General features: G+C 71.6%; 24 protein-coding genes. 12 read left to right on the plus strand and 12 right to left on the minus strand.

Annotation, left to right across the window (positions count from 1 at the left end):
• Positions 1-13: 13 nt before the first annotated feature.
• Entirely contained in the window at positions 14-934 is a 921-nt protein-coding gene (locus tag AB0C46_RS18490) for a hypothetical protein (protein ID WP_362828852.1), read from the minus strand.
• Between the two features lie 77 nt (positions 935-1011).
• On the opposite strand from AB0C46_RS18490, the gene AB0C46_RS18495 reads away from it, so the two are divergent.
• Together AB0C46_RS18495 and AB0C46_RS18500 are read left to right on the plus strand one after the other, a co-directional pair.
• Positions 1012-1206 carry a DUF3046 domain-containing protein gene (locus tag AB0C46_RS18495; RefSeq protein ID WP_362828853.1) on the plus strand — a complete coding sequence of 65 codons (195 nt, stop codon included), beginning with the start codon at positions 1012-1014 and terminating at the stop codon, positions 1204-1206.
• 182 nt (positions 1207-1388) lie between these two features.
• Positions 1389-2561: an AI-2E family transporter gene (locus AB0C46_RS18500; RefSeq protein WP_362828981.1), complete on the plus strand. Its 1173-nt coding sequence runs from the start codon at positions 1389-1391 to the stop codon at positions 2559-2561.
• 253 nt (positions 2562-2814) lie between these two features.
• On the opposite strand, the gene AB0C46_RS18505 is transcribed toward AB0C46_RS18500, so the two are convergent.
• Positions 2815-3288, minus strand: coding sequence for a carboxymuconolactone decarboxylase family protein (locus tag AB0C46_RS18505; RefSeq protein ID WP_362828854.1), 474 nt, complete (start codon positions 3286-3288; stop codon positions 2815-2817).
• A 374-nt stretch (positions 3289-3662) separates the two neighbouring features.
• On the opposite strand from AB0C46_RS18505, the gene recA reads away from it, so the two are divergent.
• Entirely contained in the window at positions 3663-4784 is a 1122-nt protein-coding gene (gene recA / locus AB0C46_RS18510) for a recombinase RecA (RefSeq protein WP_362828855.1), read from the plus strand.
• Positions 4785-4790: 6 nt separating this feature from the next.
• A complete protein-coding gene (gene recX, locus AB0C46_RS18515; protein ID WP_362828856.1) occupies positions 4791-5447 on the plus strand; it encodes a recombination regulator RecX in 657 nt (218 codons plus the stop codon).
• Positions 5448-5663: 216 nt separating this feature from the next.
• Here the strand turns inward: recX and AB0C46_RS18520 are convergent, their stop codons facing one another.
• The 8 genes from AB0C46_RS18520 to AB0C46_RS18555 form a co-directional block, all read right to left on the minus strand.
• On the minus strand, positions 5664-6044 hold the full coding sequence (locus AB0C46_RS18520) for a rhodanese-like domain-containing protein (RefSeq protein WP_362828857.1): 381 nt from the start codon (positions 6042-6044) through the stop codon (positions 5664-5666).
• Positions 6041-6583: a cysteine dioxygenase gene (locus AB0C46_RS18525; protein ID WP_362828858.1), complete on the minus strand. Its 543-nt coding sequence runs from the start codon at positions 6581-6583 to the stop codon at positions 6041-6043. Before AB0C46_RS18525 ends, AB0C46_RS18520 begins: the two co-directional genes overlap by 4 nt.
• A gap of 78 nt (positions 6584-6661) precedes the next feature.
• Complete coding sequence (locus AB0C46_RS18530; protein ID WP_311044721.1) at positions 6662-6748, minus strand: putative leader peptide; 87 nt, start codon at positions 6746-6748, stop codon at positions 6662-6664.
• The gene (locus AB0C46_RS18535; protein ID WP_362828859.1) at positions 6741-8609 is read right to left on the minus strand and encodes an FAD-dependent monooxygenase; all 1869 of its coding nucleotides are present in this window, start codon (positions 8607-8609) and stop codon (positions 6741-6743) included. The genes AB0C46_RS18530 and AB0C46_RS18535 overlap by 8 nt, the downstream gene beginning before the upstream one ends.
• Before the next feature lie 185 nt (positions 8610-8794).
• The gene (locus AB0C46_RS18540) at positions 8795-9730 is read right to left on the minus strand and encodes an amino acid ABC transporter permease (protein ID WP_362828860.1); all 936 of its coding nucleotides are present in this window, start codon (positions 9728-9730) and stop codon (positions 8795-8797) included.
• 73 nt (positions 9731-9803) lie between these two features.
• A complete protein-coding gene (locus tag AB0C46_RS18545) occupies positions 9804-10451 on the minus strand; it encodes an amino acid ABC transporter permease (RefSeq protein ID WP_362828862.1) in 648 nt (215 codons plus the stop codon).
• Positions 10452-10581: 130 nt separating this feature from the next.
• Positions 10582-11490 (minus strand): glutamate ABC transporter substrate-binding protein, encoded by a 909-nt coding sequence (locus AB0C46_RS18550; RefSeq protein WP_362828863.1) that lies wholly within the window; start codon positions 11488-11490, stop codon positions 10582-10584.
• A 56-nt stretch (positions 11491-11546) separates the two neighbouring features.
• Entirely contained in the window at positions 11547-12332 is a 786-nt protein-coding gene (locus AB0C46_RS18555) for an amino acid ABC transporter ATP-binding protein (protein WP_362828864.1), read from the minus strand.
• Between the two features lie 278 nt (positions 12333-12610).
• Between AB0C46_RS18555 and AB0C46_RS18560 the strand changes: the two genes are divergently transcribed.
• The 3 genes from AB0C46_RS18560 to AB0C46_RS18570 all read left to right on the plus strand — a co-directional run bounded on the left by AB0C46_RS18560 (position 12611) and on the right by AB0C46_RS18570 (position 15198).
• Positions 12611-13351 carry a response regulator transcription factor gene (locus AB0C46_RS18560; RefSeq protein WP_362828865.1) on the plus strand — a complete coding sequence of 247 codons (741 nt, stop codon included), beginning with the start codon at positions 12611-12613 and terminating at the stop codon, positions 13349-13351.
• Between the two features lie 16 nt (positions 13352-13367).
• Positions 13368-14783 (plus strand): HAMP domain-containing sensor histidine kinase, encoded by a 1416-nt coding sequence (locus tag AB0C46_RS18565; protein ID WP_362828867.1) that lies wholly within the window; start codon positions 13368-13370, stop codon positions 14781-14783.
• Between the two features lie 211 nt (positions 14784-14994).
• Positions 14995-15198, plus strand: coding sequence for a cold-shock protein (locus AB0C46_RS18570; protein WP_006602702.1), 204 nt, complete (start codon positions 14995-14997; stop codon positions 15196-15198).
• Positions 15199-15340: 142 nt separating this feature from the next.
• Here AB0C46_RS18570 and AB0C46_RS18575 read toward each other — a convergent pair whose 3' ends face one another.
• On the minus strand, positions 15341-16336 hold the full coding sequence (locus AB0C46_RS18575; protein WP_362828868.1) for a TAXI family TRAP transporter solute-binding subunit: 996 nt from the start codon (positions 16334-16336) through the stop codon (positions 15341-15343).
• A gap of 420 nt (positions 16337-16756) precedes the next feature.
• Here AB0C46_RS18575 and AB0C46_RS18580 point away from each other — a divergent pair, with 420 nt between their 5' ends.
• The 3 genes from AB0C46_RS18580 to AB0C46_RS18590 all read left to right on the plus strand — a co-directional run bounded on the left by AB0C46_RS18580 (position 16757) and on the right by AB0C46_RS18590 (position 19698).
• On the plus strand, positions 16757-17299 hold the full coding sequence (locus tag AB0C46_RS18580; protein ID WP_362828869.1) for a DoxX family protein: 543 nt from the start codon (positions 16757-16759) through the stop codon (positions 17297-17299).
• 97 nt (positions 17300-17396) lie between these two features.
• A complete protein-coding gene (gene miaB / locus AB0C46_RS18585; RefSeq protein WP_362828870.1) occupies positions 17397-18917 on the plus strand; it encodes a tRNA (N6-isopentenyl adenosine(37)-C2)-methylthiotransferase MiaB in 1521 nt (506 codons plus the stop codon).
• A 70-nt stretch (positions 18918-18987) separates the two neighbouring features.
• Positions 18988-19698 (plus strand): class III extradiol dioxygenase subunit B-like domain-containing protein, encoded by a 711-nt coding sequence (locus tag AB0C46_RS18590; RefSeq protein ID WP_362828871.1) that lies wholly within the window; start codon positions 18988-18990, stop codon positions 19696-19698.
• A gap of 71 nt (positions 19699-19769) precedes the next feature.
• On the opposite strand, the gene AB0C46_RS18595 is transcribed toward AB0C46_RS18590, so the two are convergent.
• Positions 19770-20102, minus strand: coding sequence for a hypothetical protein (locus tag AB0C46_RS18595; RefSeq protein ID WP_362828872.1), 333 nt, complete (start codon positions 20100-20102; stop codon positions 19770-19772).
• A 188-nt stretch (positions 20103-20290) separates the two neighbouring features.
• Between AB0C46_RS18595 and miaA the strand changes: the two genes are divergently transcribed.
• Positions 20291-21229 carry a tRNA (adenosine(37)-N6)-dimethylallyltransferase MiaA gene (gene miaA, locus AB0C46_RS18600; protein WP_362828873.1) on the plus strand — a complete coding sequence of 313 codons (939 nt, stop codon included), beginning with the start codon at positions 20291-20293 and terminating at the stop codon, positions 21227-21229.
• Positions 21230-21337: 108 nt separating this feature from the next.
• Complete coding sequence (locus AB0C46_RS18605) at positions 21338-21886, plus strand: hypothetical protein (RefSeq protein WP_362828982.1); 549 nt, start codon at positions 21338-21340, stop codon at positions 21884-21886.
• Positions 21887-21943: the final 57 nt, after the last annotated feature.

Consider the following 21943-nt stretch of genomic DNA (forward strand, 5'->3'; position numbering starts at 1 on the left):
CTGGGGGAGGCACCTAGAGGGGACGCCCGTACGCCCGGAGGGTCAGCAGCGCCCTGAGCGTCACCATCGGGCGGCTCTCCAGCGCCGTCCCGGGGGCCCACACCCGCCAGTTGACCGGCCAGCCGCCGTCCGCCTCCTGGAGCGCGACAAGGTGGTCCAGCGCCCGCTCCATCTCCTCGTCGGTGAACCAGTCGCGGGCCAGCGAGCCGGGCGCGGGCGCGAAGTCGTACGCCAGGTGGTGCTCCCCGGGGGCGTACCCCGGCGCCACCGGGACGTCCTCGGACTCCGCCGGGTCCAGCAGCACCAGACGACGGTCCCGTACGAGCCGGCCGAGCCGCTGCGCCGCCGCGGCGGCCCGCGGCCGGTCCGGGGCGCCGTCCAGGAAGGCCACCGCCGCCTCGACCTCGTACGGGTGGGTCTCCTCCATCGACTCCACGGCCGCCCAGCAGTAGTCCGTGGCCCGGAACAGCCAGGCGTGCCACACCTCGTTGCGGTGCAGAACACCCACCACGGGACCGGTGGCCAGCAGCGCGCTCGGTGGATCGTCGACCACCGGGATCCAGGGCGCGGCCGGATAGCCGCGCAGCGAAGGGTGCAGCGCGGGCAGCGCGCCCTCCGGGGTGGAGATCTTCGTCAGATAGCGGCAGATCCGCTCCACCTGGCGGCCGTCGCACCGCCCGATCAGATCGAGGACCTTCAGGGCGTGCGCGGTGTGCAGCGGCTGGCTGACCGGGCCACGGAGATCGGGCTCCAGGGCGTGGCCGAAGCCGTCGTCGTCGTTGCGGTAAGCGGCGAGCGCGGTCTCCACGGGGTCGGCGCCGCCGCCCAGGAAGTGGTACTCGAAGAGCCGCTGCTCGAGCACCCGGGCGGTCAGCCAGACGAATCGCTCGGCACGCGCCAGAGGAGTCGAAGGTGAGCTTACGTTTTCGGCCATGGGCTGACCGTAGGGCCGTTTTCTCCCGGTGGCACTGGCTCGCGACTGCTGCCCTCCCAGGGCGGGATACTGAGGGCATGCGGTTGACGGTCTTCTGGCAGCGGATGGCGGATCACTTCGGTGCGGCGTATGCCGACTCCTTCGCGCGCGATCATGTGATGTCCGGCCTCGGCGGCCGGACCGTTCACGAGGCGCTGGACGCGGGGTGGAGCGCCAAAGAGGTGTGGCGGGTGGTCTGCTCGGTCATGGATGTGCCGCCCGACAAACACTGAAAGGGGCCCTTCGCAGGGCTCTGACCTGGGCGCCAGCGGGCCCGGCGGCCGGGCACCGCCGCCGGGGACACGGCCCAGGACCGGGAGTGTCATGGCCGTACGCGACACTTGGCTCCGTGCCCGAGTCAGATGAGATCACCAGCAACGACGTCCCACGCCCCGAGGACCGGCCCGATGCGCGGATGCCGCGCTGGCTGCCGCGCGCCATGGTGCTCGCGCTCGCCCTGGTGGCCTGCTTCCAGCTCGCTACCTGGGGATTCCACCAGCTGATCAGCCTGCTGCTGAACGTGCTGATCGCGTTCTTCCTGGCGCTGGCCGTCGAACCGGCCGTCGACTGGATGGCGGCCCGGGGCGTGCGCCGCGGGCTGGCCACCGGTCTGGTCTTCCTGAGCATCCTCGTCGCCGCGGCCGGATTCTTCGCGCTCCTGGGCTCCATGCTCGCCGGCCAGATAGCCAACATGGTCGCGGAGTTCCCGCAGTACCTGGACTCCGTGATCAGCTGGATCAACAACACCCTGCACACCCACCTCTCGCGGGTCCAGGTGCAGAACAATCTGCTCAAATCCGACTGGCTGCAGAAGTACGTCACGGACAGCGCCAACAACGTGCTGGCCGTCTCCGCGACGGTGCTGGGCAGTCTGTTCAACCTTCTGACGGTGGCCCTGTTCTCCTTCTACTTCGCCGCCGACGGCCCCCGGCTGCGCCGCGCGCTGTGCTCCGTGCTGCCGCCGCACCGTCAGACGGAGGTGCTGCGCGCCTGGGAGATCGCGGTCGCCAAGACCGGCGGATACCTCTACTCGCGCGGACTGATGGCGCTGATCTCCGGCATCGCGCACTATGTGCTGCTGGAGATCCTGGGAGTGCCGTACGCCCCGGCACTGGGCATGTGGGTGGGCCTGGTCTCCCAGTTCATCCCGACCATAGGGACCTATCTCGCGGGCGCCCTGCCCATCCTGATCGCGTTCACCGTCGACCCCTGGTACGCCCTGTGGGTCTTCGGTTTCGTCGTGATCTACCAGCAGTTCGAGAACTACGTCCTGCAGCCTCGGATCACCGCCAAGACGGTGGATATCCATCCCGCCGTCGCCTTCGGCTCGGTCGTCGCCGGCACGGCCCTGATGGGCGCGGTGGGCGCGCTGATCGCGATCCCGGCGACGGCGACACTGCAGGCCTTCCTCGGCGCGTACGTGAAGCGGTACGAGGTCACCGACGACCCGCGGGTCCACGGCAGGCGCGGGCGCGGTGTCAGGGCCCTGGCCCGCCTGCGGCGGAACCTCCACGACACACAGCCGCCGGCTCCGCTGGAGGACCGGAAGGCGGGCGGCACCCCGGCGGCGGACCAGGACGTCAGCTGACGGAGGAGCGCGCCATCGGAGGGGCAGGCGGGCATCGCGCGGGGCGGCTGTCCTGTGCTGCCGGACGTTGAGCGGGTGCCCTCGAAGCGTGTGTCAGGGGCAGCGGCTGACCTGCGCCGGGCAGGCCGGCTCGCGCTGGACCAGCCGGACCGCCGGGCGGACCACAGCGGCGCCCCGGGCCCCGGTGAGGGGTGCCCGGGGGCGTCGCTGTGGCAGCCGCGGGGGCACCAGCAGTCCGGCCAGGCCCTCCGGGTTATCCGAACTGGCCGGGCTGGTAGTCGCCGGCGGGCTGCTGGATCATGACGTTCGCCCGGTTGAAGGCGTTGATGAGGGCGATGGCGCACACCAGGGCGGCCAACTGCTCCTCGTCGTAGTGCTTGGCGGCGTTCGCCCAGGCCTCGTCCGTGACCCCGCCGGCCGCGTCGGCGATGCGGGTGCCCTGCTCCGTCAGCTCCAGCGCGGCGCGTTCGGCCTCGGTGAAGACCGTGGCCTCCCGCCAGGCCGCGACCAGGTGGAGACGCACCGCGGTCTCCCCGGCAGCGGCGGCGTCCTTGCTGTGCATGTCGGTGCAGAAACCGCACCCGTTGATCTGGCTGGCGCGGAGCTTCACCAGCTCCTGCGTCGCGGCCGGCAGCGTCGAGTCCTCGAGCGCCTTGCCTGCCGCGATGATGTGCTGGAAGACCTTGGCTGCGGTCGGGCTGCTGAAGGCGTCCAAACGGGCACTCATGGTGATCTCCTCTGGCGTTTTCGATGCTTGCACACTCATGACGGCACAGCTCGGCAGAATGTGACACGAATGCCTGACCTGCGACTTCCCTCCCGCCGCAGCGGGGACCGCGACGACGGCGTGCACGACACTGCGGAAAGGTCACCCCGGCACAGGACGGCGGCTCCGCGTCGATGGCGTAGGGAGCCGAGACGTAGGGGTGGTGCCGCTTGACACCAAAATCGAACATCCATTCTCATGGGAGATCTGGCCTCTGTTCCCGGGCTTTTCGCGGAGTTATCCACAGGCCGGGGCCGGGTCCGGGCGCATTGTCAGTGGCAGGCGTTAGCGTCATGGACGTGAAGCGATCGACTCAAGCAAATCGGGTGGAACCCATGGCAGGCACCGACCGCGAGAAGGCGCTGGACGCCGCGCTCGCACAGATTGAACGGCAATTCGGCAAGGGCGCCGTGATGCGCATGGGGGAGCGGCCGAACGAACCCATTGAGGTCATCCCCACCGGATCCACCGCGCTTGACGTCGCGCTCGGCGTCGGCGGCATCCCCCGCGGCCGCGTGGTCGAGGTCTACGGCCCGGAGTCCTCCGGTAAGACGACCCTGACCCTGCACGCCGTCGCGAACGCCCAGAAGGCCGGCGGCTCCGTCGCGTTCATCGACGCCGAGCACGCCCTCGACCCGGAGTACGCCAAGAAGCTCGGCGTGGACACCGACGCCCTGATCCTGTCCCAGCCGGACAACGGCGAGCAGGCCCTGGAGATCACGGACATGCTGGTCCGCTCCGGCGCGCTCGACCTCATCGTGATCGACTCCGTCGCCGCCCTGGTGCCGCGGGCCGAGATCGAGGGCGAGATGGGCGACTCCCACGTCGGCCTCCAGGCCCGGCTGATGAGCCAGGCACTGCGCAAGATCACCAGCGCGCTCAACCAGTCCAAGACCACCGCGATCTTCATCAACCAGCTCCGCGAGAAGATCGGCGTGATGTTCGGCTCGCCGGAGACCACGACCGGTGGCCGTGCGCTGAAGTTCTACGCCTCGGTGCGCCTCGACATCCGCCGCATCGAAACCCTCAAGGACGGCACGGACGCGGTCGGCAACCGCACCCGCGTCAAGGTCGTCAAGAACAAGGTCTCCCCGCCCTTCAAGCAGGCCGAGTTCGACATCCTCTACGGCCAGGGCATCAGCCGCGAGGGCGGTCTGATCGACATGGGGGTGGAGCACGGCTTCATCCGCAAGTCCGGCGCTTGGTACACCTACGAAGGCGACCAGCTCGGCCAGGGCAAGGAGAACGCCCGCAACTTCCTCAAGGACAACCCGGATCTCGCCAACGAGATCGAAAAGAAGATCAAGGAGAAGCTCGGCATCGGTGTGAAGCCGCAGGATCCGGCGGTGGAGCCCGGCGGGGACGCCGCGGTGGCGGCGGCCGAACCGGCTGCCGCGACTCCGGCACCGGCGGCCAAGGGCGCCAAGGGTTCCAAGGCCACCGCGGCCAAGAGCTAGCCCGCCATGACGCGGCGAACGGAATGGCCGGGCAGCGAGGACGAGACGCACAGCGCTGACGGTGACGCCGAGACCCGTAGCGGCCGTAGGGGCCGTCATGGCCGTGAGGACAGCGGTGGTCCCTCCTCGTCGAGGGCCGAGTCGGGGCCACCGCGTACGCCCGAGGAGCAGGCGCGGGCCATCTGCCTGCGCCTGCTCACCGGGAATCCGCGTACGCGCAAGCAGCTCGAGGACGCCCTGCGCCGACGGGGCATCCCCGAGGAGGCCGCGGATGAGGTGCTGTCCCGCTTCGAGGACGTCGGGCTGATCGACGACGCGGCCTTCGCCGACGCCTGGGTGGAGTCCCGCCACCACGGGCGCGGCCTGGCCCGCCGTGCCCTGGCCCGTGAACTACGCACCAAGGGGGTGGACTCCGCCCTCATCGATGTGGCCGTCGGCCGCCTCGACTCCGAGCAGGAGGAGTCCACCGCCCGCGAGTTGGTGGAGCGCAAACTGCGCTCCACCAGAGGCCTGGACCGCGAAAAGCGCCTTCGCCGCCTGGCCGGAATGCTGGCCCGCAAGGGCTACGCGGAGGGCCTCGCCCTCCGCGTCGTCAAACAGGCGTTGGAGGAGGAAGGCGAGGATCCGGATCTTCTGGAGCAGCACTGTCTGCCGGATGTCTGAGGGGCGGCGGCCGGCATGGCGGCCGTCAGCGCACACGGCGGGGCCGGTGGCCGGGCCCCGCGTCGGGGCGTACGCCAGGAGCACCGCGGGCGCGGGCCGGATCACTCCGCGCCCCGCGGAGAGCAGCACTGAGGGCAAGGGCAACTGACCGAGCCGGGGGACGACGAAGCAGGCTCCGCACACCACCCCGGCACCCGCCAACCCCGCCCCCCAACCTCAGCCCCCCACCGCCAACCCCGCCCCCCGCCAGGCCTGGAATCCGCCGGTCAGATCGGTTGCCCGGTGCAGCCCCAACTGGCGCAGGGAGAGCGCGGCGAGACTTGAGGCGTAGCCCTCGTTGCAGATGACCACGACCGGAAGGTCGTGGTGCGTCGCTTCCGGGGCGCGGTGTTCGCCCGTCGGGTCGAGTCGCCACTCCAGCTCGTTGCGCTCGACGATCAGTGCGCCGGGGATGCTGCCGTCGCGCTCCCGCAGCTCCGCATAGCGGATGTCCACCAGCAGCCCGCCCGCCTCCTGGACGGCGGCGGCCTCCCGGGGATCCACCCGGTGCCCCAGCTCGCGCCGGGCCTGCGCCAGCAGCGCGTCGATCGCGCTCATGTCCATTCCTCCGGCTGCTCGACCGCTTCGAGCCGCAGTACCTGCCCGGTGCGGCTGTAGCGGCGCATCAGCGGCAGCGGCGGGTAGTAGGCATGCACCGACACCGCATGGGTGTCCGCGGAGAGGTTGAGCACCTGATGCACATGGTGCGGGCCGAACGCCCGGCCGCGCCCGTCGCTGAGCCGGCGCTCCCGGTCCACGTCGTCGGCGAGTTCCAGGGTCTTCCAGCCCTCGGTGGGCAGCGCGGCGGCGAGCGACTGTTCCGTCAGCTCACCCGCGGCCGCCGCGAAGGCGCCGCGGGAGCCGCCGTGGTCGTGCCAGCCGGTGCCGGTGCCGGGCGGCCAGCCGATCAGCCAGGCCTCGCTGCCGCCCGGCCCGTCCAGCCGGATCCAGGTACGGCCTTCGGGGTCGAGCGGGAGCGAAGCGACGAGGGCCGGGTCGGTGGCGGCCCGGCGGGCGAAGTCGAGGAGTTCGGAGGCGCTGGGCCCGCCGTCACTGCCGGTGGCAGGCGGGCGCGCAGGGGTATGTACGTCGGGCACGGAAACCGTCCTGAGTGATCGCGAAGAGGCGCGGCTGCCGGACAGAGGCGGGCGGCCGCGCGGGGAGGGAGATGCGGATCAACAGGACGGACGACACATGCAGCCCGCATAGCGGACCAGGTCGAGATGGACCCTCCGCCAGAATCGCGAGCTGTGATCAGTCACTCTCGGAGTGAAGCATGGAGCTTCCCAGAGGGTCAACCGCGGAAGCCTTCCCGTCCCCGGCTTCCCCGTCCCCGGTCTCGACCCTGCCGGCCTCTCCCTCCCGGGCCTCTCCCTCCCCGGTCTCCCCGTCCCCGGACGCCGCGCCCTCCCCGGACCGCCGGGCCCGGCCGGACCCGGTCACCGGCCCGTGGGCCCCGCCCCGCACCGCGTTCGCGCACGCCGACATCTCGGCCGGGCGGACACCGGACAGCGCGGTGACCAGATGGCCGTCCGGCCGCACGAGCAGCACGGTGTGCGCGGCCGCGCCGGGATAGGCCTCGGTGACCAGGATCTCGGCGTCCATCGGCAGTGCGCCGACCGCGTCGGCCAGCCGGGGCATCAGGCCCGCCGACTGCCAGTGCCGACGGTCCCAGACGCCGGTGCCGGGTGCCACCAGCACCACCAGCAGTCCGCGCCCGAGCCGGTCGCGCAGCCGTACCACCGAGCCGTCCGACGCGGTCACCGCCACATCCGCGACCGGCCCGCCGGGCGGTGTCTCGACGAGGAGGCCGCCGCTGTGCTCGGCGGGCGGCGCCAGCGGGGTGCGGGCATAGACCGGGGGTGCGCCGAGCGGGCCGCGGCCCAGGTGGCCGTCGGTCAGCAGGGTGCTGCGGCCGCGCGCGGCGCCCGGAAGGACGGTCCGCCAGCGGACCGCGCGGCCGTCCCGGAGCAGCGGCAGCGCCTGGTCCGCCGCGCGCAGCCGGGCCGCGACCGCGCCCCGGCGCTCGGCCTGGTAGCTGTCGAGCAGCACGTCGGACGCGCCGTGATGCCAGGCCAGCCCCAGCTTCCAGGCGAGGTTCTCGGCGTCCCGCAGTCCCTCGTCCAGCCCCTGGGTGCCGAGCGCGCCCAGCAGATGTGCGGCGTCCCCGGCGAGGAAGGCACGGCCCTGCCGCCAGTCCCGGGCCAGCCGGTGGTGGACGGTGTGCACACCCGTGTCGAGGAGTTCGTACGGCGGGACCAGCCGGCCGTGGCCGCGTCCCCGGGGGAGTGCGCCGTCGCCCTCCGCGCCGGTCCCGTCGGCCGGGCCCGCCGGGGACTCGCTGGTCCAGCCGGCCAGCGAGTCGCGGATCCGGGCGACCAGGGCGTCCGGTGTGACCAGTTCGCGCCCCGGCGGCAGCAGCCAGTCCAGCCGCCAGACATGGCCGGCCAGTGGTCGGGCGGAGACCTCGCTGCCCGGTCCGCCGCCCTGCCGGGGCGGAGAGCGGTGCAGCAGGGCCTCGCCGGGCCAGGGGAGCTCGCAGCGCAGTGCGGCCACCGCATGCCGTTCGACAGCGGTACGGCCCGGGAAGCGGATGTCCAGCAGCTTGCGGACGGTGGACCGGGGGCCGTCACAGCCGATGAGGTAACTCCCGCGCCACCACGTCCCGTTGGGGCCGCGGGTGTGGGCGCTGACGCCGTGCTCGTCCTGTTCGAGATCGGCCAGCCGGCTGCCGGTGACGACCTCGGCGAGCTTCTCGTGGGCGAGTGCGGCGCGCAGGGCGCGGGTGAGCGCGTGCTGCGGGAGATGGACCGGGGAGGCGGTGGCGGGGGCGGCGGGGCCGTCCGGGGTCCGCGGGGTGAAGGTGACGCGTTCCCGCAGGCGCCGGCGGCGCATCGTGCGCCAGGCCGTCCAGTGGGTGCCGGCGCTCTCCAGGGTGTCGGCACAGCCGAGCCGGGCGACGAAGGCGGCGGTGTCCGGGCGGAGCACGACGGTGCGGGCGGGCCGGGTCTCCTCCTGGCCGGTGGTCTCGTCGAGGACGACGATGGGCACGCCGAGGCGGGCGAGGGCGAGCGAGAGGGAGAGGCCGACCGGGCCGCCCCCGACGACGATCACCGGGTCCACGGCGCAGCTCCCCGGGGCCGCTGGTGCGTACGGGACATGCGGGAACTGGCAGTTGGAGCCCGGTGCGTGATCACACAGCGTATGCAACCCACTGCGACCGCTCGCGTCAAGCGACGGAGGCGGTGGCGAGGGTGCCACCGCCTCCGGACGGATCGTTATCGGCCGCGGGGCGGCCCGGGGTGCCGTCAGTCCTTCGTGGCGACCGGCCCGTCGGGCACCGCGTCGGAGACCTCCATCGCGTCGGTGGCCGCCACCGGCTCGCCGGCCGCGGCGACACCGATGCCCGTCTTGGCCCGCCGGCCGCGCCGCTCGATCCAGTTGGCGAGGGCGGACAGCGCCAGGCACATCGCGACGTAGATGCTGCCGGTGACGATGATGAACGGCACATAGGTGTCGTTGCCGTTGACGATGATGTTGGTGCTCATCTGGCGGGCGGTGAAGAGCAGTTCCTCGAAGGTGATGATGTAGCCGAGGGAGGTGTCCTTCAGGGTGACCACGAGCTGGCTGATGATCGTCGGCAGCATGGCCCGCACGGCCTGCGGGATCAGCACCGTCGTCATGACCTGCGTCTTGCTCATGCCCAGTGCGTACGCGGCCTCGCGCTGCCCCGTGGGCACGGAGTTGATACCGGCCCGCAGCACTTCGGCCTGCACCGAGCCGTTGTAGACCGTCAGCCCGATGACCAGTGCCCAGAACTGCGGCTGGTCCCCGGTCAGGCCGATGCTCTCCCGGTTGCTGAGGAGGATCACCCACAGCGCGTAGATGGTGATCAGCAGCGGAACGGCGCGGAAGAGCTCGATGAACCCGGTCGCCAGCAAGCGGACCGGCTTGTGGTCCGAGAGCCGCGCCACCGCGAGCAGCACGCCCAGCACCAGCGACAGCACCGCCGCGACCGCGAAGACCTGAAGCGTCGTCAGCAGACCGTCGCGGATATTGGTCCGCACACCGGCGTTGTTGAAGATGTTCCACACCTCGGGCGCGAGCTGGCCCTGGGTGTTCAGCCGCATCACGACGAAGGCGATCAGCGCCAGCACCGCGAGCGCGCCGACGACGGAGTAGACGCGGTTGCGTGTCTTCGCCTTCGGTCCTGGTACGTCGTAGAGAACGCTGGCGCCGCTCATGCCCTTACCTCGCTTTGTTCCGCCCCGCCTGTGCGTGGCACCCACGTCGTGCTGGTCCGCCCCTCGCGTCCGCTCATCGGGCGACCCCCATACGGCGCTCCAGCAGCCGGAAGAGGGCGCTGAGGGCGAAGGTGATGATGAGGTAGGCGAGCGCGGTCCACAGGAAGATCCAGGCGATCGCGTAGCCCTTGTCGTTGAGCAGCTTGGAGACGTTGAACAGCTCGCCGTAGCCGAACGCCCCGGCGATCGCGGAGTTCTTCGTCAGCGCGATGAAGATGCTGCTCAGCGGGGGCAGTACGGTGCGCGTGGCCTGCGGGAGCACGATCTGGCCCAGCGTCTGGGAGAACGTCATGCCGAGGCTGCGTGCGGCCTCCGCCTGTCCCAGCGGCACGGTGTTGATGCCGGACCGCACCGCCTCGCACACGAAGGAGGAGGTGTAGAAGCCGAGCGCCAGGGTGGCCAGCACGTACGGGCTTGCGCCCTGGAAGAGGACCTGCGGTACGACGAAGAAGGCGACGAGGAAGAGCAGCGTCAGCGGTGTGTTGCGCAGCACCGTGACCCAGGCCGTCCCGAAGGCGCGCAGCGGCGGAATCGGAGAGACCCGGAAACCGGCTATGAGCACACCGAGTACCAGCGCGAGCAGGGCGCTGGACGCGGTGATCGCCAGGGTTCCGAGGAATCCGTCCCGGAACTCGGGCAGATAATCGAGGAGTACGTTCATGGGGTCTCCGCGGTAGCGGTCATCGGGTCGACGGCGGGAAGAGATTCAGCAGCGGGCGAAGGCAGCGCGCCCCGCACACCCGCCGCGGCGGGCGTACGGGGCGGCACGGTCCGGTGGGTTCGCGAGCGCCTCAGTAGCGAGGCAGCGGCGTCTCCGGGGCGACGAACTTCGACTTCGACTTGCCGAGTGTGCCGTCGTACGCCTTCTTGTAGTCACCGTTCTTGATGTGGTTCTCCAGCGCATCGGTGATCGCGTTGCGCAGGGCCTTGTCGTCCTTGTTCATGCCGACGCCGTAGGGCTCCTTGGTGAACGCCTTGCCGACGACCCGGAGCTTCTCGGGGCGCTGTGCGGCGTAGCCCTTGAGGATCGCGTCGTCGGTGGTGACCGCGTCGACCTGGCCGTCCAGCAGGGACTTCACACAGTCCGAGTACTTGGACTGCTCGCTGGTGTTGGCGCCGTACTTCTTCTTCTTGATCTCCTGCAGCGGAGTGGAGCCGACGATCGAGCAGACCTTCTTGCCCTTCAGGGTCTCCGGCCCGGTGATGTCCTTGTTGTCCTTGCTCACCAGGAGGTCCGCGCCGGCCGTGTAGTAGGGGCCCGCGAAGCCGATCTGCTTCTTGCGCTCGTCGTTGATCGTGTAGGTACCGACGTAGTAGTCGACCTGGCCGTTGGAGATGGTGGTCTCACGGACGTTGGAGTCGATCGTCTTGAACTCGATCTGCTTCTCGGAGAAGCCGAGGTCGGCGGCGACCATCTTGGCGATCTCGATGTCGAAGCCGGAGTACTTGCCGGTGGTGTCCTTGAAGCCCAGGAACGGCTGGTCGGCCTTGACACCGATGACGATCTTCTTGGCCTTCTGTGCCTTCTTCAGCACGGGCGAGGAGATCTTCGGCGCCGAGGCGACCTTGTAGTTGCCGCTGAAGACATCGCCGCCGGCCGGCTTGTCGCCCGCCGCACCCTTCTCGCCGCCACAGGCGGTCGCCGTCGCCGCCAGCGCGAGCACCACCGCACCGGCCGCAGCCGTCTTACGAATCCTCATGGTGAACATCCTTTGGTTCAACAAGTGTTGGCAATGATGGTGGCCCAACTGCGGCCTCAGTGGTGGAGGATCTTCGACAGGAAGTCCTTGGCGCGGTCGCTGCGCGGGTTGTTGAAGAACTGGTTCGGCTCGGCCTCTTCGACGATGCGGCCGTCCGCCATGAAGACGACCCGGTTCGCCGCGGAGCGCGCGAACCCCATCTCATGAGTGACCACGACCATCGTCATGCCGTCCCGGGCGAGCTGCTGCATGACGTCCAGCACCTCGTTGATCATTTCCGGGTCGAGCGCGGAGGTCGGCTCGTCGAACAGCATCACCTTCGGGTCCATCGCCAGCGCACGGGCGATCGCCACCCGCTGCTGCTGACCGCCGGAGAGCTGTGCGGGGTACTTGTCCGCCTGGGTGCCGACGCCGACCCGGTCGAGCAGGGCGCGGGCCTTCTTCGCGGCCTCCGGCTTGTCCGTTTTGCGGACCTTGGTCTGGCCCAGCATCACGTTCTCGAGCACCGTCTTGTGCGCGAAAAGGTTGAAGGACTGGAAGACCATGCCCACGTCGGCGCGCAGCCGGGCCAGTTCGCGGCCCTCCTGCGGCAGCGGCTTCCCGTCGATCGAGATGCTGCCGCTGTCGACGGTCTCCAGGCGGTTGATCGTGCGGCAGAGCGTCGACTTGCCGGAGCCCGAAGGCCCGATCACGACGACAACCTCGCCGCGGTTGATCGTCAGGTCGATGTCCTGGAGCACGTGCAGCGCGCCGAAGTGCTTGTTCACGTTGTCCAGCACGACCAGCTGGTCCCCTGCCGGCGCGGGACCCTCGGCGTTCTTGGTCACCGATACTTCGCTCATCGGCGTGTAGCTCCGTCCTCCTCGGTTGGGAGGACCCTAGTAATGCCCTGCGACCAGCGTCATTACATCTGAGGGGAACTTGAGCATAACGATCCGGCCGCGACAGGACGCCGTGTGTGAAGCGCGGTGCCGGGGGTGGACACGGAGCAATGGTGGTGTCATGGGCGTACCGGCTGGGTAACGGATGGCGGCGCGGAGGTGGCCGCCTCTTGACGCGTAGGCCTCCTATCGCCGTAGATGCCCTGTGGCCTGTACGCATGCACCCGGGAGGAGGCCTGATGAGACTGCTGCTCGTCGAGGATGACGATCATGTGGCCGCGGCCCTTTCCGCGGTGCTCGCCAAGCACGGCCTGGCCGTCGTGCACGCGCGCAACGGCGAGGACGCGCTCAAGGCCCTGCTGCCCGACGCCGCGGAGCCGTTCGCGGTGGTGCTGCTCGACCTCGGGCTGCCCGACCAGGACGGTTTCGAGGTGTGCGGCCGGATCCGCAAGCTCTGCGCGACCCCCGTCATCATGGTCACCGCGCGCTCCGATGTGCGCTCCCGCATCCACGGCCTCAACCTCGGCGCGGACGACTATGTCGTCAAGCCGTACGACACCGGTGAGCTGCTGGCCCGTATCCACGCGGTGAGCCGGCGCACCGCGCCCGGCGGCGGTGAGCAGCCCGCCGAGGAGGGCGCCTCCGACGAGGCGCTGCGGCTGGGCGCGGTCACCGTCGAACTCTCCACCCGCCAGGTGTCGGTGGACGGCTCCGCGGTCCCGCTCACCCGCAAGGAGTTCGACCTGCTCGCACTGCTCGCCCAGCGCCCCGGGGTGGTCTTCCGCCGGGAGCAGATCATCAGCGAGGTGTGGCGCACGAGCTGGGAGGGCACCGGCCGGACCCTGGAGGTGCATATCGCCTCACTCCGCGCCAAACTGCGCATGCCCGCGCTGATCGAGACGGTGCGCGGCGTCGGCTACCGCCTGGTCGTCCCGGCCACCGGCCCGGGGGTGCGGACGTCCGCCGCCCCGGCCTCCTGACGGCCGCCGCGACCACGTGCGCACCCGACTCCTCCCGCTCCTCATCGTCCTCATGGCCGGTGTCCTGCTCGCGCTCGGCATCCCGCTCGGCGTCATCACGGCCGGGGTGGAGCAGCAGCGGGTGGTCGTCGACCGCATCGACGACGCCGCCCGCTTCGCCTCCCTCGCCCAGTTCGTCACCGCCCGCCCCGACGCGGACGCCCGGAACAAGACCCCGGAGGAGGACGAGCGGCGCGCCACCCTCCGTACCGAGCTCGCGCGCTACTACAACCTCTACGGCATACGTGCCGGTGTCTTCTACCGTGATCGCACCCCCATGGCCGCCGCTCCCGCCGGCCTGCCGGTACCCCATGACGGTGAGGCCGCACGAGCCTTCAGTGAGGCGCTGGCCGGCCGCCGCAGCCATGACCCGCATCAGGTCTGGCCCTGGGACGACAATGGCCGCATCCCGGTCGCCTCACCGGTGATCCGCGACGGCGATGTGGTCGCCGTCGTCATGACCGACTCGCCCACGGGGCAGATGCGTTCGCACGTCCTGCGCGGCTGGCTGCTGATCGCGGCCGGCGAGTGCGCGGCCATGCTCGTCGCCGTCGCCGCGGCCTTCCGCCTCACGGGCTGGGTGCTGCGGCCCGTACGGGTCCTGGACGCGGCCAGCCACGACATCGCCACCGGCCGGATGAACGCCCGGGTCGCCGTCACCGCAGGCCCGCCGGAGCTGCGCCGGCTGGCCCGTTCCTTCAACGAGATGGCCGACAACGTCGAGGACGTCCTGGAGCAGCAGCGCGCCTTCGTCGCCGATGCGTCCCACCAGCTGCGCAACCCGCTGTCCGCGCTGCTGCTGCGGATCGAGCTGCTGGCCCTCGAACTCCCCGACGGCAACGCGGAGATCGCCTCGGTCCGCACCGAGGGCAAACGGCTGGCCCGGGTCCTGGACGATCTGCTCGATCTCGCCCTCGCCGAACACACCGCCGCCGACCTCCAGCTCACCGATGTCGCGGCGCTGGCCGTGGAACGCGTCGACTCCTGGCGCCCGCTGGCCGACGACAAGGGCGTCGGCCTCACCTACGAGGGGCAGAGCGCCGTCACCGGCTGGGCCGACCCGGTGGCCCTCTCCAGCGCCCTGGACGCCGTGATCGACAACGCCCTGAAGTTCACCCCGCAGGGCCGTCCGGTCACCGTCGGCGTCGCACCCGACGGCGAGCGTGTCCACGTCACCGTCACCGACCGGGGCCCCGGCCTGACCGACGACGAGCTCTCCCGGGTCGGTGACCGCTTCTGGCGCAGCAGCCGCCACCAGAACGTCTCCGGTTCGGGACTCGGCCTGTCGATCACCCGCGCCCTGCTCACCGCGGGCGGCGCCACCATCGCCTATGCCCCGCATCCGCCGCACGGGCTGAAGGTCACCGTCACCGTGCCGCGCACCGCACCGTGAGGGGAGCCGTGCGGGGCGCTGGACAGTCCGGCTGACTGTGCTACCGTCAATGACGTTGCAGTTGTGGTACCCATGAACTTTGTGCGCGCCCGGTGGCTGGAAGCCCCGGGCGTTCCTTGTTATCCGGACCTGTTCCGGTGTGGGGCAATCATCTCGGCGACAAGGAGGCCGCGCAGTGTGGTCTCCGGCTTGCCCCATGAAGGAGAAAAACATGGCTTCCGGCACCGTCAAGTGGTTCAACTCGGAAAAGGGCTTCGGCTTCATCGAGCAGGACGGCGGCGGCCCCGATGTCTTCGCCCACTACTCGAACATCGCCGCGCAGGGCTTCCGTGAGCTCCTCGAGGGCCAGAAGGTCACCTTCGACGTGACCCAGGGCCCCAAGGGCCCGCAGGCGGAGAACATCGTCGCCGCCTGACGCACCTCGCGTCCCGCGATCGGGGCCCGCACCGGCACGTCCGGTGCGGGCCCCGGTCCGTTCCCGGGCACGCCCTGCGGTCCCCGGGGCGGACGCCTCAGGCCTCTGGGACACGTAAATCAGGGCTTCTGGAACACGTAATTCAAGGCTTCTGGGACACGTAATAGCGCCGGGCGCCGGTGTGCAGCTCCAGCGGGTCGGTGAACACCGCCGTCCGCAGATCCACCCTCTGCGCGGCATGCACCTGGCGGCCGATCCAGTCCCGGCTGTCGATGACGGTCCGGGTGATGCCCTCGGTCAGTGCGGCATCCTCGCGGTCCGTCGTCACCAGCAGATTCGCCACCGCGATCGTCTTCACCGCCTGCCCGCCCTGGGCCATCGGGTAGGCGTCGGCGGGCATCACCGCGGCCCGGTAGTAGCGGGTGCGCTCCCCCTGCCGGTGCAGCGCCTCGCTCAGATCCCCGAGCTGGACCAGCCGCACCGGGAAGCGCTGCGCCAGCCGCTGCACCGCCGTCGTCGGCAGCCCGCCGGACCAGAAGAACGCATCCAGCTTGTGCTGCTCCAGCAGCTCCGGCATCCGGTCGATGCCGACCCGCACCGGTTCGATGTCCCTGTCGAAGTCCAGCCCGGCCGCCTCCACCAGCCGCCGGGTGATCAGCTGGACGCCGGAGCTGTCGGCCCCGACACCCACCCGCAGCCGCCGCAGATCCTTCGTCGAGCGCACCGCGGAGCCCTTCGGCACCACCAGCTGCATGTAGTCGTCGTACAGCCGCGCGCAGGCCCGCAGCCGGTCCGCGCCCGGCTCGCCCCTGACCTTGTACGCGGCCACCGCGTCGGCCGTCGCGATGGTGTACTCCGCACGCCCCGCGATCAGCTGCCGCAGATTGTCGATGGAGCCCTCGCTGCGGGTCAGCCGCAGATCCACCTCGGGCATGTCATGGGCCAGATCCTGCTTCAGCAGCTCCCCGTAGCGCGCATAGACGCCGGTCGGCACACCCGTCGCCAGCGTCACCTGCCCCCGGGGAACGGGCGTACCGCCCATCGACATCAGCCACCACAGCCCCAGCCCGAGGGCGACCAGTGCCGCGATCGCCGCCTGGGCGGCTCGGCGGCCGGTGCGGGGGAGTGCTGTGACCATGGGCGGGATCCTGCCAGGACCGCGGCGGGAAGGGGAGGGGTGGGGCCCGGTCCGGCGATATCAGCGGTGGCCGGACCGGCTCTCCCGGCTGTGGGTGCGGCACCGCCGGCCGCCCTCGGCTCGCGCGCCGGCAGCGGCCGGGCGCCATGGCCCGGGTGCCGGGGCCGGGTGCCGGGCCCGAGCGCCGCCGCCTGAGGCTTGCACGCAGATCAGCAGGAGTTACGGTGGCGAAGTGGCGCCCGATCCGCTCCGGCGGCAGCGGGCCGCCCCTTCCCACCTCATGACCCAGCGGGGACCCGGCACGTCCCCACCGCGCGCCCGGCGGCGCGCACACCGAGAGAATCCCTCCACCCTGAGCGCACCGGCGCCGGTGCCCCACACCGCGGCCCCCAGACGCGCCGGTGCGGGAAGCGACACCTCATGAAACCGCGCACCGAACTGCGGTCCGACACCCGTGCCAGGTCCGAAGCCGTCCGCCCGCCCCCGGCCGCCGCCGATGTCGGGCTGCTCCTTCTGCGGCTGACCGTGGGACTGATCCTGGCCGGCCATGGCGCCCAGAAGCTCTTCGGTCTCTTCGGCGGCCACGGGCTCGACGCCACCGCCAAGGGCTTCGAGGCCATCGGCTACCGCCCCGGCCCCTTCTTCGCCGGCCTCGCCGGAGCCTCGGAGCTCCTCGGCGGCCTCGGCCTCGCCGCCGGTCTGCTCACCCCCCTGGCAGCCGCCGCACTGATCGGCGTGATGATCAACGCCGTGGCCCTCGCGGCGCCCAAGGGGCTCTGGACGGAGACCGGCGGCTTCGAATATCCGCTGATCATCGCCGTCGTCGCGCTGACCGTCGCGGCCACCGGACCCGGCCGCTTCGCTCTCGACCGGCCCTTCCGCTGGGGGCACGGCGGCTGGCGCAGCGCCGCCTTCGCCCTGGGGGCCGGCGGCCTCGGCGCCGCCCTCGTGCTGGCCCTGTGAGCGGTCACCCGCCCCGCCCTGCTGCGCCCGGAGCCGGATGATCCCGCGCGGGCCTCCGGCGTCGGGAGGTACTTCCGGCACCGCCTACCCTTGTGGCATGAGCAGCAGCGACCGGAGCCAGGCAGTGGGCGTCAACAAGAGTTACGAGATCCGCACCTACGGGTGCCAGATGAACGTCCACGACTCCGAGCGGCTGTCCGGCCTGCTGGAAGAGGCCGGATACGTGCCCGCTCCCAAGGACGGCGAGGGTGACGGCGCCGATGTAGTGGTCTTCAACACCTGCGCGGTGCGGGAGAACGCCGACAACCGGCTCTACGGCAACCTCGGCCAGCTCGCCCCGAAGAAGGCCGCGCGGCCCGGTATGCAGATCGCCGTGGGCGGCTGCCTCGCCCAGAAGGACCGCGACACCATCGTCAAGAAGGCCCCCTGGGTCGATGTGGTCTTCGGGACGCACAACATCGGCAAGCTGCCGGTGCTGCTGGAGCGTGCCCGCGTCCAGGAAGAGGCGCAGGTCGAGATCGCCGAATCGTTGGAGGCGTTCCCCTCGACCCTGCCCACCCGGCGGGAGAGCGCCTACGCGGCCTGGGTCTCCATCTCCGTGGGCTGCAACAACACCTGCACCTTCTGCATCGTGCCCGCGCTGCGCGGCAAGGAGAAGGACCGCAGGCCCGGCGACATCCTCGCCGAGATCGAAGCACTGGTCGCCGAGGGCGTCAGCGAGATCACCCTGCTCGGCCAGAACGTCAACGCCTACGGCTCCGACATCGGCGACCGCGAGGCGTTCAGCAAGCTGCTGCGCGCCTGCGGCACGATCGAGGGCCTGGAGCGGGTCCGCTTCACCTCGCCGCACCCCCGCGACTTCACCGACGACGTCATCGCCGCCATGGCCGAGACGCCCAACGTCATGCCGCAGCTCCACATGCCGCTCCAGTCCGGCTCGGACACCGTCCTCAAGGCGATGCGCCGCTCGTACCGCCAGGAGCGCTTCCTCGGCATCATCGAGAAGGTGCGCGCCGCGATGCCGGACGCCGCCATCTCCACGGACATCATTGTCGGCTTCCCGGGCGAGACCGAGGAGGACTTCGAGCAGACCCTGCACACGGTCCGCGAGTCCCGCTTCACCCAGGCCTTCACCTTCCAGTACTCCAAGCGCCCCGGGACCCCGGCCGCCGACATGGACGGCCAGATCCCCAAGGCCGTCGTCCAGGAACGCTACGAGCGCCTGGTCGCCCTCCAGGAGGAGATCTCCTGGGCGGAGAACAAGAAGCAGGTCGGCCGCACCCTGGAGGTCCTGGTCGCCGAGGGCGAGGGCCGCAAGGACGAGGCGACCCACCGCCTGTCCGGCCGCGCCCCCGACAACCGACTGGTCCACTTCACCCGCCCCGACGAGCCGGTCCGCCCCGGCGATGTGGTGACCGTCGAGATCACCTACGCCGCTCCGCACCACCTCCTGGCGGAGGGCCCGGCCCAGGGCGTCCGCCGTACCCGGGCCGGGGACGCCTGGGAGAAGCGCAACGCCGCCCCGGCGGAGAAGCCCAAGGGCGTGCTGCTGGGCCTGCCCACCATCGGGGCCCCGGCGCCGAGCCCGGCGCCCGCCGCCGGCTGCGGCTGCGACTGACCCGGCCCGCGCCGGGCGGCCCGCAGGGCACGGCGACCGGTCCCGCACCAGGGGCGTTACGCTGCGTGTCATGCTCGTAGCCGCCGCCGTCAGCCCCTGCCCGCCGCTGCTCGTCCCGGAGGTGGCCGCCGGGGCGGCACCCGAACTCGATGCGCTGCGCGCCGCCTGTCTGGACGCGGTCGGCGTGCTCGCCGCGGCCCGTCCCGACCGGCTGGTCGTCCTCGGGCCCGTCGACGAGGCCGGCCGCGGCCCGTACCCCCAGGGCACCATCGGCTCCTTCCGCGGCTTCGGGGTGGATCTCGAAGTGCCGCTGGGCGCCGCGGAGAGGGCACCGGACCGGGACCTTCCGCCGTCGCTGTCCGTCGGGGCCTGGCTGCTGTCCCGTACGGACTGGGACGACGCCCCCGTGGAGGCGCTCGGGGTGGCACAGTCGCTGCCCCGCGACCGTTGTCTCGCGATGGGCCAGGAGATCGCCGCGGCCGCTCCCCGGGTCGCACTGCTGGTGATGGGGGACGGCAGCGCCTGCCGGACGGTGAAGGCGCCCGGCTACTTCGACGAGCGGGCCGAGGCCTTCGACGCCGGGGTGGCCCGCGCCCTGGGCGACGCCGACATCGCCGCGCTGGCCGCGCTCGACGAGGAGCCGGCCGCCGGCCTCCAGGCGTCCGGACGGGCCTGCTGGCAGGTCCTGGCGGGGGCGGCCCGGGGCGCGGGCCTGAGCGGCCGGCTGCTCCGCGAGGAGGCCCCCTACGGCGTGGGCTACTTCGTGGCGGCCTGGTCGTAGCGCGACCGCACGACGGGTACGGCAACGGCCGCGGGCTGCAGCGCCTCGCGGCCGTTGTGGCGGTGCTCCGGTCAGCGCGCCTGGTGCCGGGTGCTCTCGCTGTCCGCGGCGGCCTCCGCCGACTGCTGCCGGGGGATCCCGGCGCTCTCGCCGGCCTGCTCCGCCCGCGGCGCCCCGGCGTCCGCCGCCGTCGTGTCACCGGACGCCTCCGGGGCCCCCGCATCCTCCGCTTCGGCCGCTGCCGGGCGCTCCGCATCGTCCGCGGAGTCGCCGGCATCCCCGGTATCCCCGGTGTCCGCCGAAGCCGCCGGCGCTGTCGGCTCCTCCGCCTCGGCCGTCACCGCCGTAGCGGCGCCTTCCTCCGGCATCGCTTCGGACTTACGGCGGCGAAACCGCGAAAACACGCCCATAACTGCTCCTACGCTCTTCATATGGCGAAATCCCCGGCCGCCCGGGAGCGGACCGTTGCGCCGCCCGCGGGCGGCCGGGTGCTGCTCCGGCTCTCGGGACCTCGCAACAGGCAACGAGGTCACCGGTGGCCCGTCACGTCGCTCGTTCGAGATGGGGGCGTGATGTTTGCAAGACTGACGGGGTGAACACCGCCGTTCCCGCTCCGCGGGTCATCGCCGTCGTCGGTCCCACCGCGGCCGGAAAGTCCGATCTGGGCGTCGCGCTCGCGCAGCACGTGGGGGGCGAGGTCATCAACGCCGATTCCATGCAGCTCTACCGCGGCATGGACATCGGCACCGCCAAACTCACGCCCGAGGAGCAGCAGGGCGTTCCGCACCGCCTCCTGGACATCTGGGACGTGACCCGCGCCGCCAGCGTCGCCGAGTACCAGCGGCTGGCCCGCGCCGAGATCGACCGGCTGCTCGCCGAGGGCCGCACCCCGGTCCTGGTCGGCGGCTCCGGCCTCTACGTACGCGGTGCCATCGACGCGCTCGACTTCCCCGGCACCGACCCCGAGGTACGCGCCCGCCTGGAGGCCGAACTGGCCGCATCGGGCAGCGGCGCCCTGCACGCCCGGCTGGCCGCCGCCGACCCCGAGGCCGGCCGCGCGATCCTGGCGAGCAACGGCCGCCGCATCGTGCGCGCCCTGGAGGTCATCGAGATCACCGGCCGCCCCTTCACCGCCAACCTCCCCGGCCATGAAGCGGTCTACGACACCCTGCAGATCGGCGTTGATGTCGCGCGCCCCGAGCTCGACGAGCGGATCGCGCGGCGGGTCGACCGCATGTGGGAGGCGGGCCTGGTCGACGAGGTGCGCCGGCTGGAGGCCGAGGGGCTGCGCGAGGGCCGTACGGCCTCCCGGGCGCTCGGCTACCAGCAGGTGCTCGCCCAGCTCGCGGGGGAGTGCACCGACCAGGAGGCGCGTGACGAGACGGTGCGCGCCACCAAGCGCTTCGCGCGCCGCCAGGACTCGTGGTTCCGCCGGGACCCGCGGGTCCACTGGCTCAGCGGCGCCGCCGAGCACCGGGGGGAACTTCCGGAGCAGGCACTGGCGTTGCTCGAACGACCGGTCACAGCCTGATCACGTCATGGCATCGGGACGCTCCGGCCGTCATCCGGGCCCCTGAGGGCGTGTCATCATCGACCTTCGATCGAGGCGTGCAGTCTGCAGTGGGGAGGGCGCGTGGCAATGGAGGCCGGCCCTCGCAACGGAGCGCAGCAACCGGACAGCGGCGCCGACACGGCACCCCTGACCGATGACGGTCCGGACCCCGACGACAGCCTGTCCGGCGCCGGCGGTGCCGGCAGCGGACCGCTCACCGACGCCTTGGACGACCCCGACGCCCTGGACGACTCCGACGCCCCGGAATCCGGCGCCGACGGCCCCGGCGAGGGCGGCGAGTCCTTCCGGGAGCTGCGCCCGCCGCGCCGGCTGCGGCTGTGGCAGCTGGCGCCGATCGTCGCGCTCGCCGCCCTCGGCTCGCTGATGTTCGCCTTCCCCCTCGCCTTCGAGCTGGGCGGCGACGGCGGCGCGATGATCGCGATGCTCGGCCTGCTGCTGTGCTGCTGCGCCGCAGGCTGGGGCATGATGGCCGCCCGCCGCGTCGGCCACACCTGGCCCGGCCTCCCGGCGCAGGGCTCCGGCCGCCGCGTCGGCTGGCGCGTGGTGCTGATCTACGCCGTCCTGGTGGCCATTCCGGCGTCGCTGGCCATCTGGCGCGTGGCCCGGCTGCGCTGACGCAGGGGGCGGCTCAGCCGGGCGGGTTGCCGTTGGCTGCCGTTGCCGCTTGTGGCA

The organism is Streptomyces sp. NPDC048637 (assembly GCF_040650675.1).
Lineage (GTDB): Bacteria > Actinomycetota > Actinomycetes > Streptomycetales > Streptomycetaceae > Streptomyces.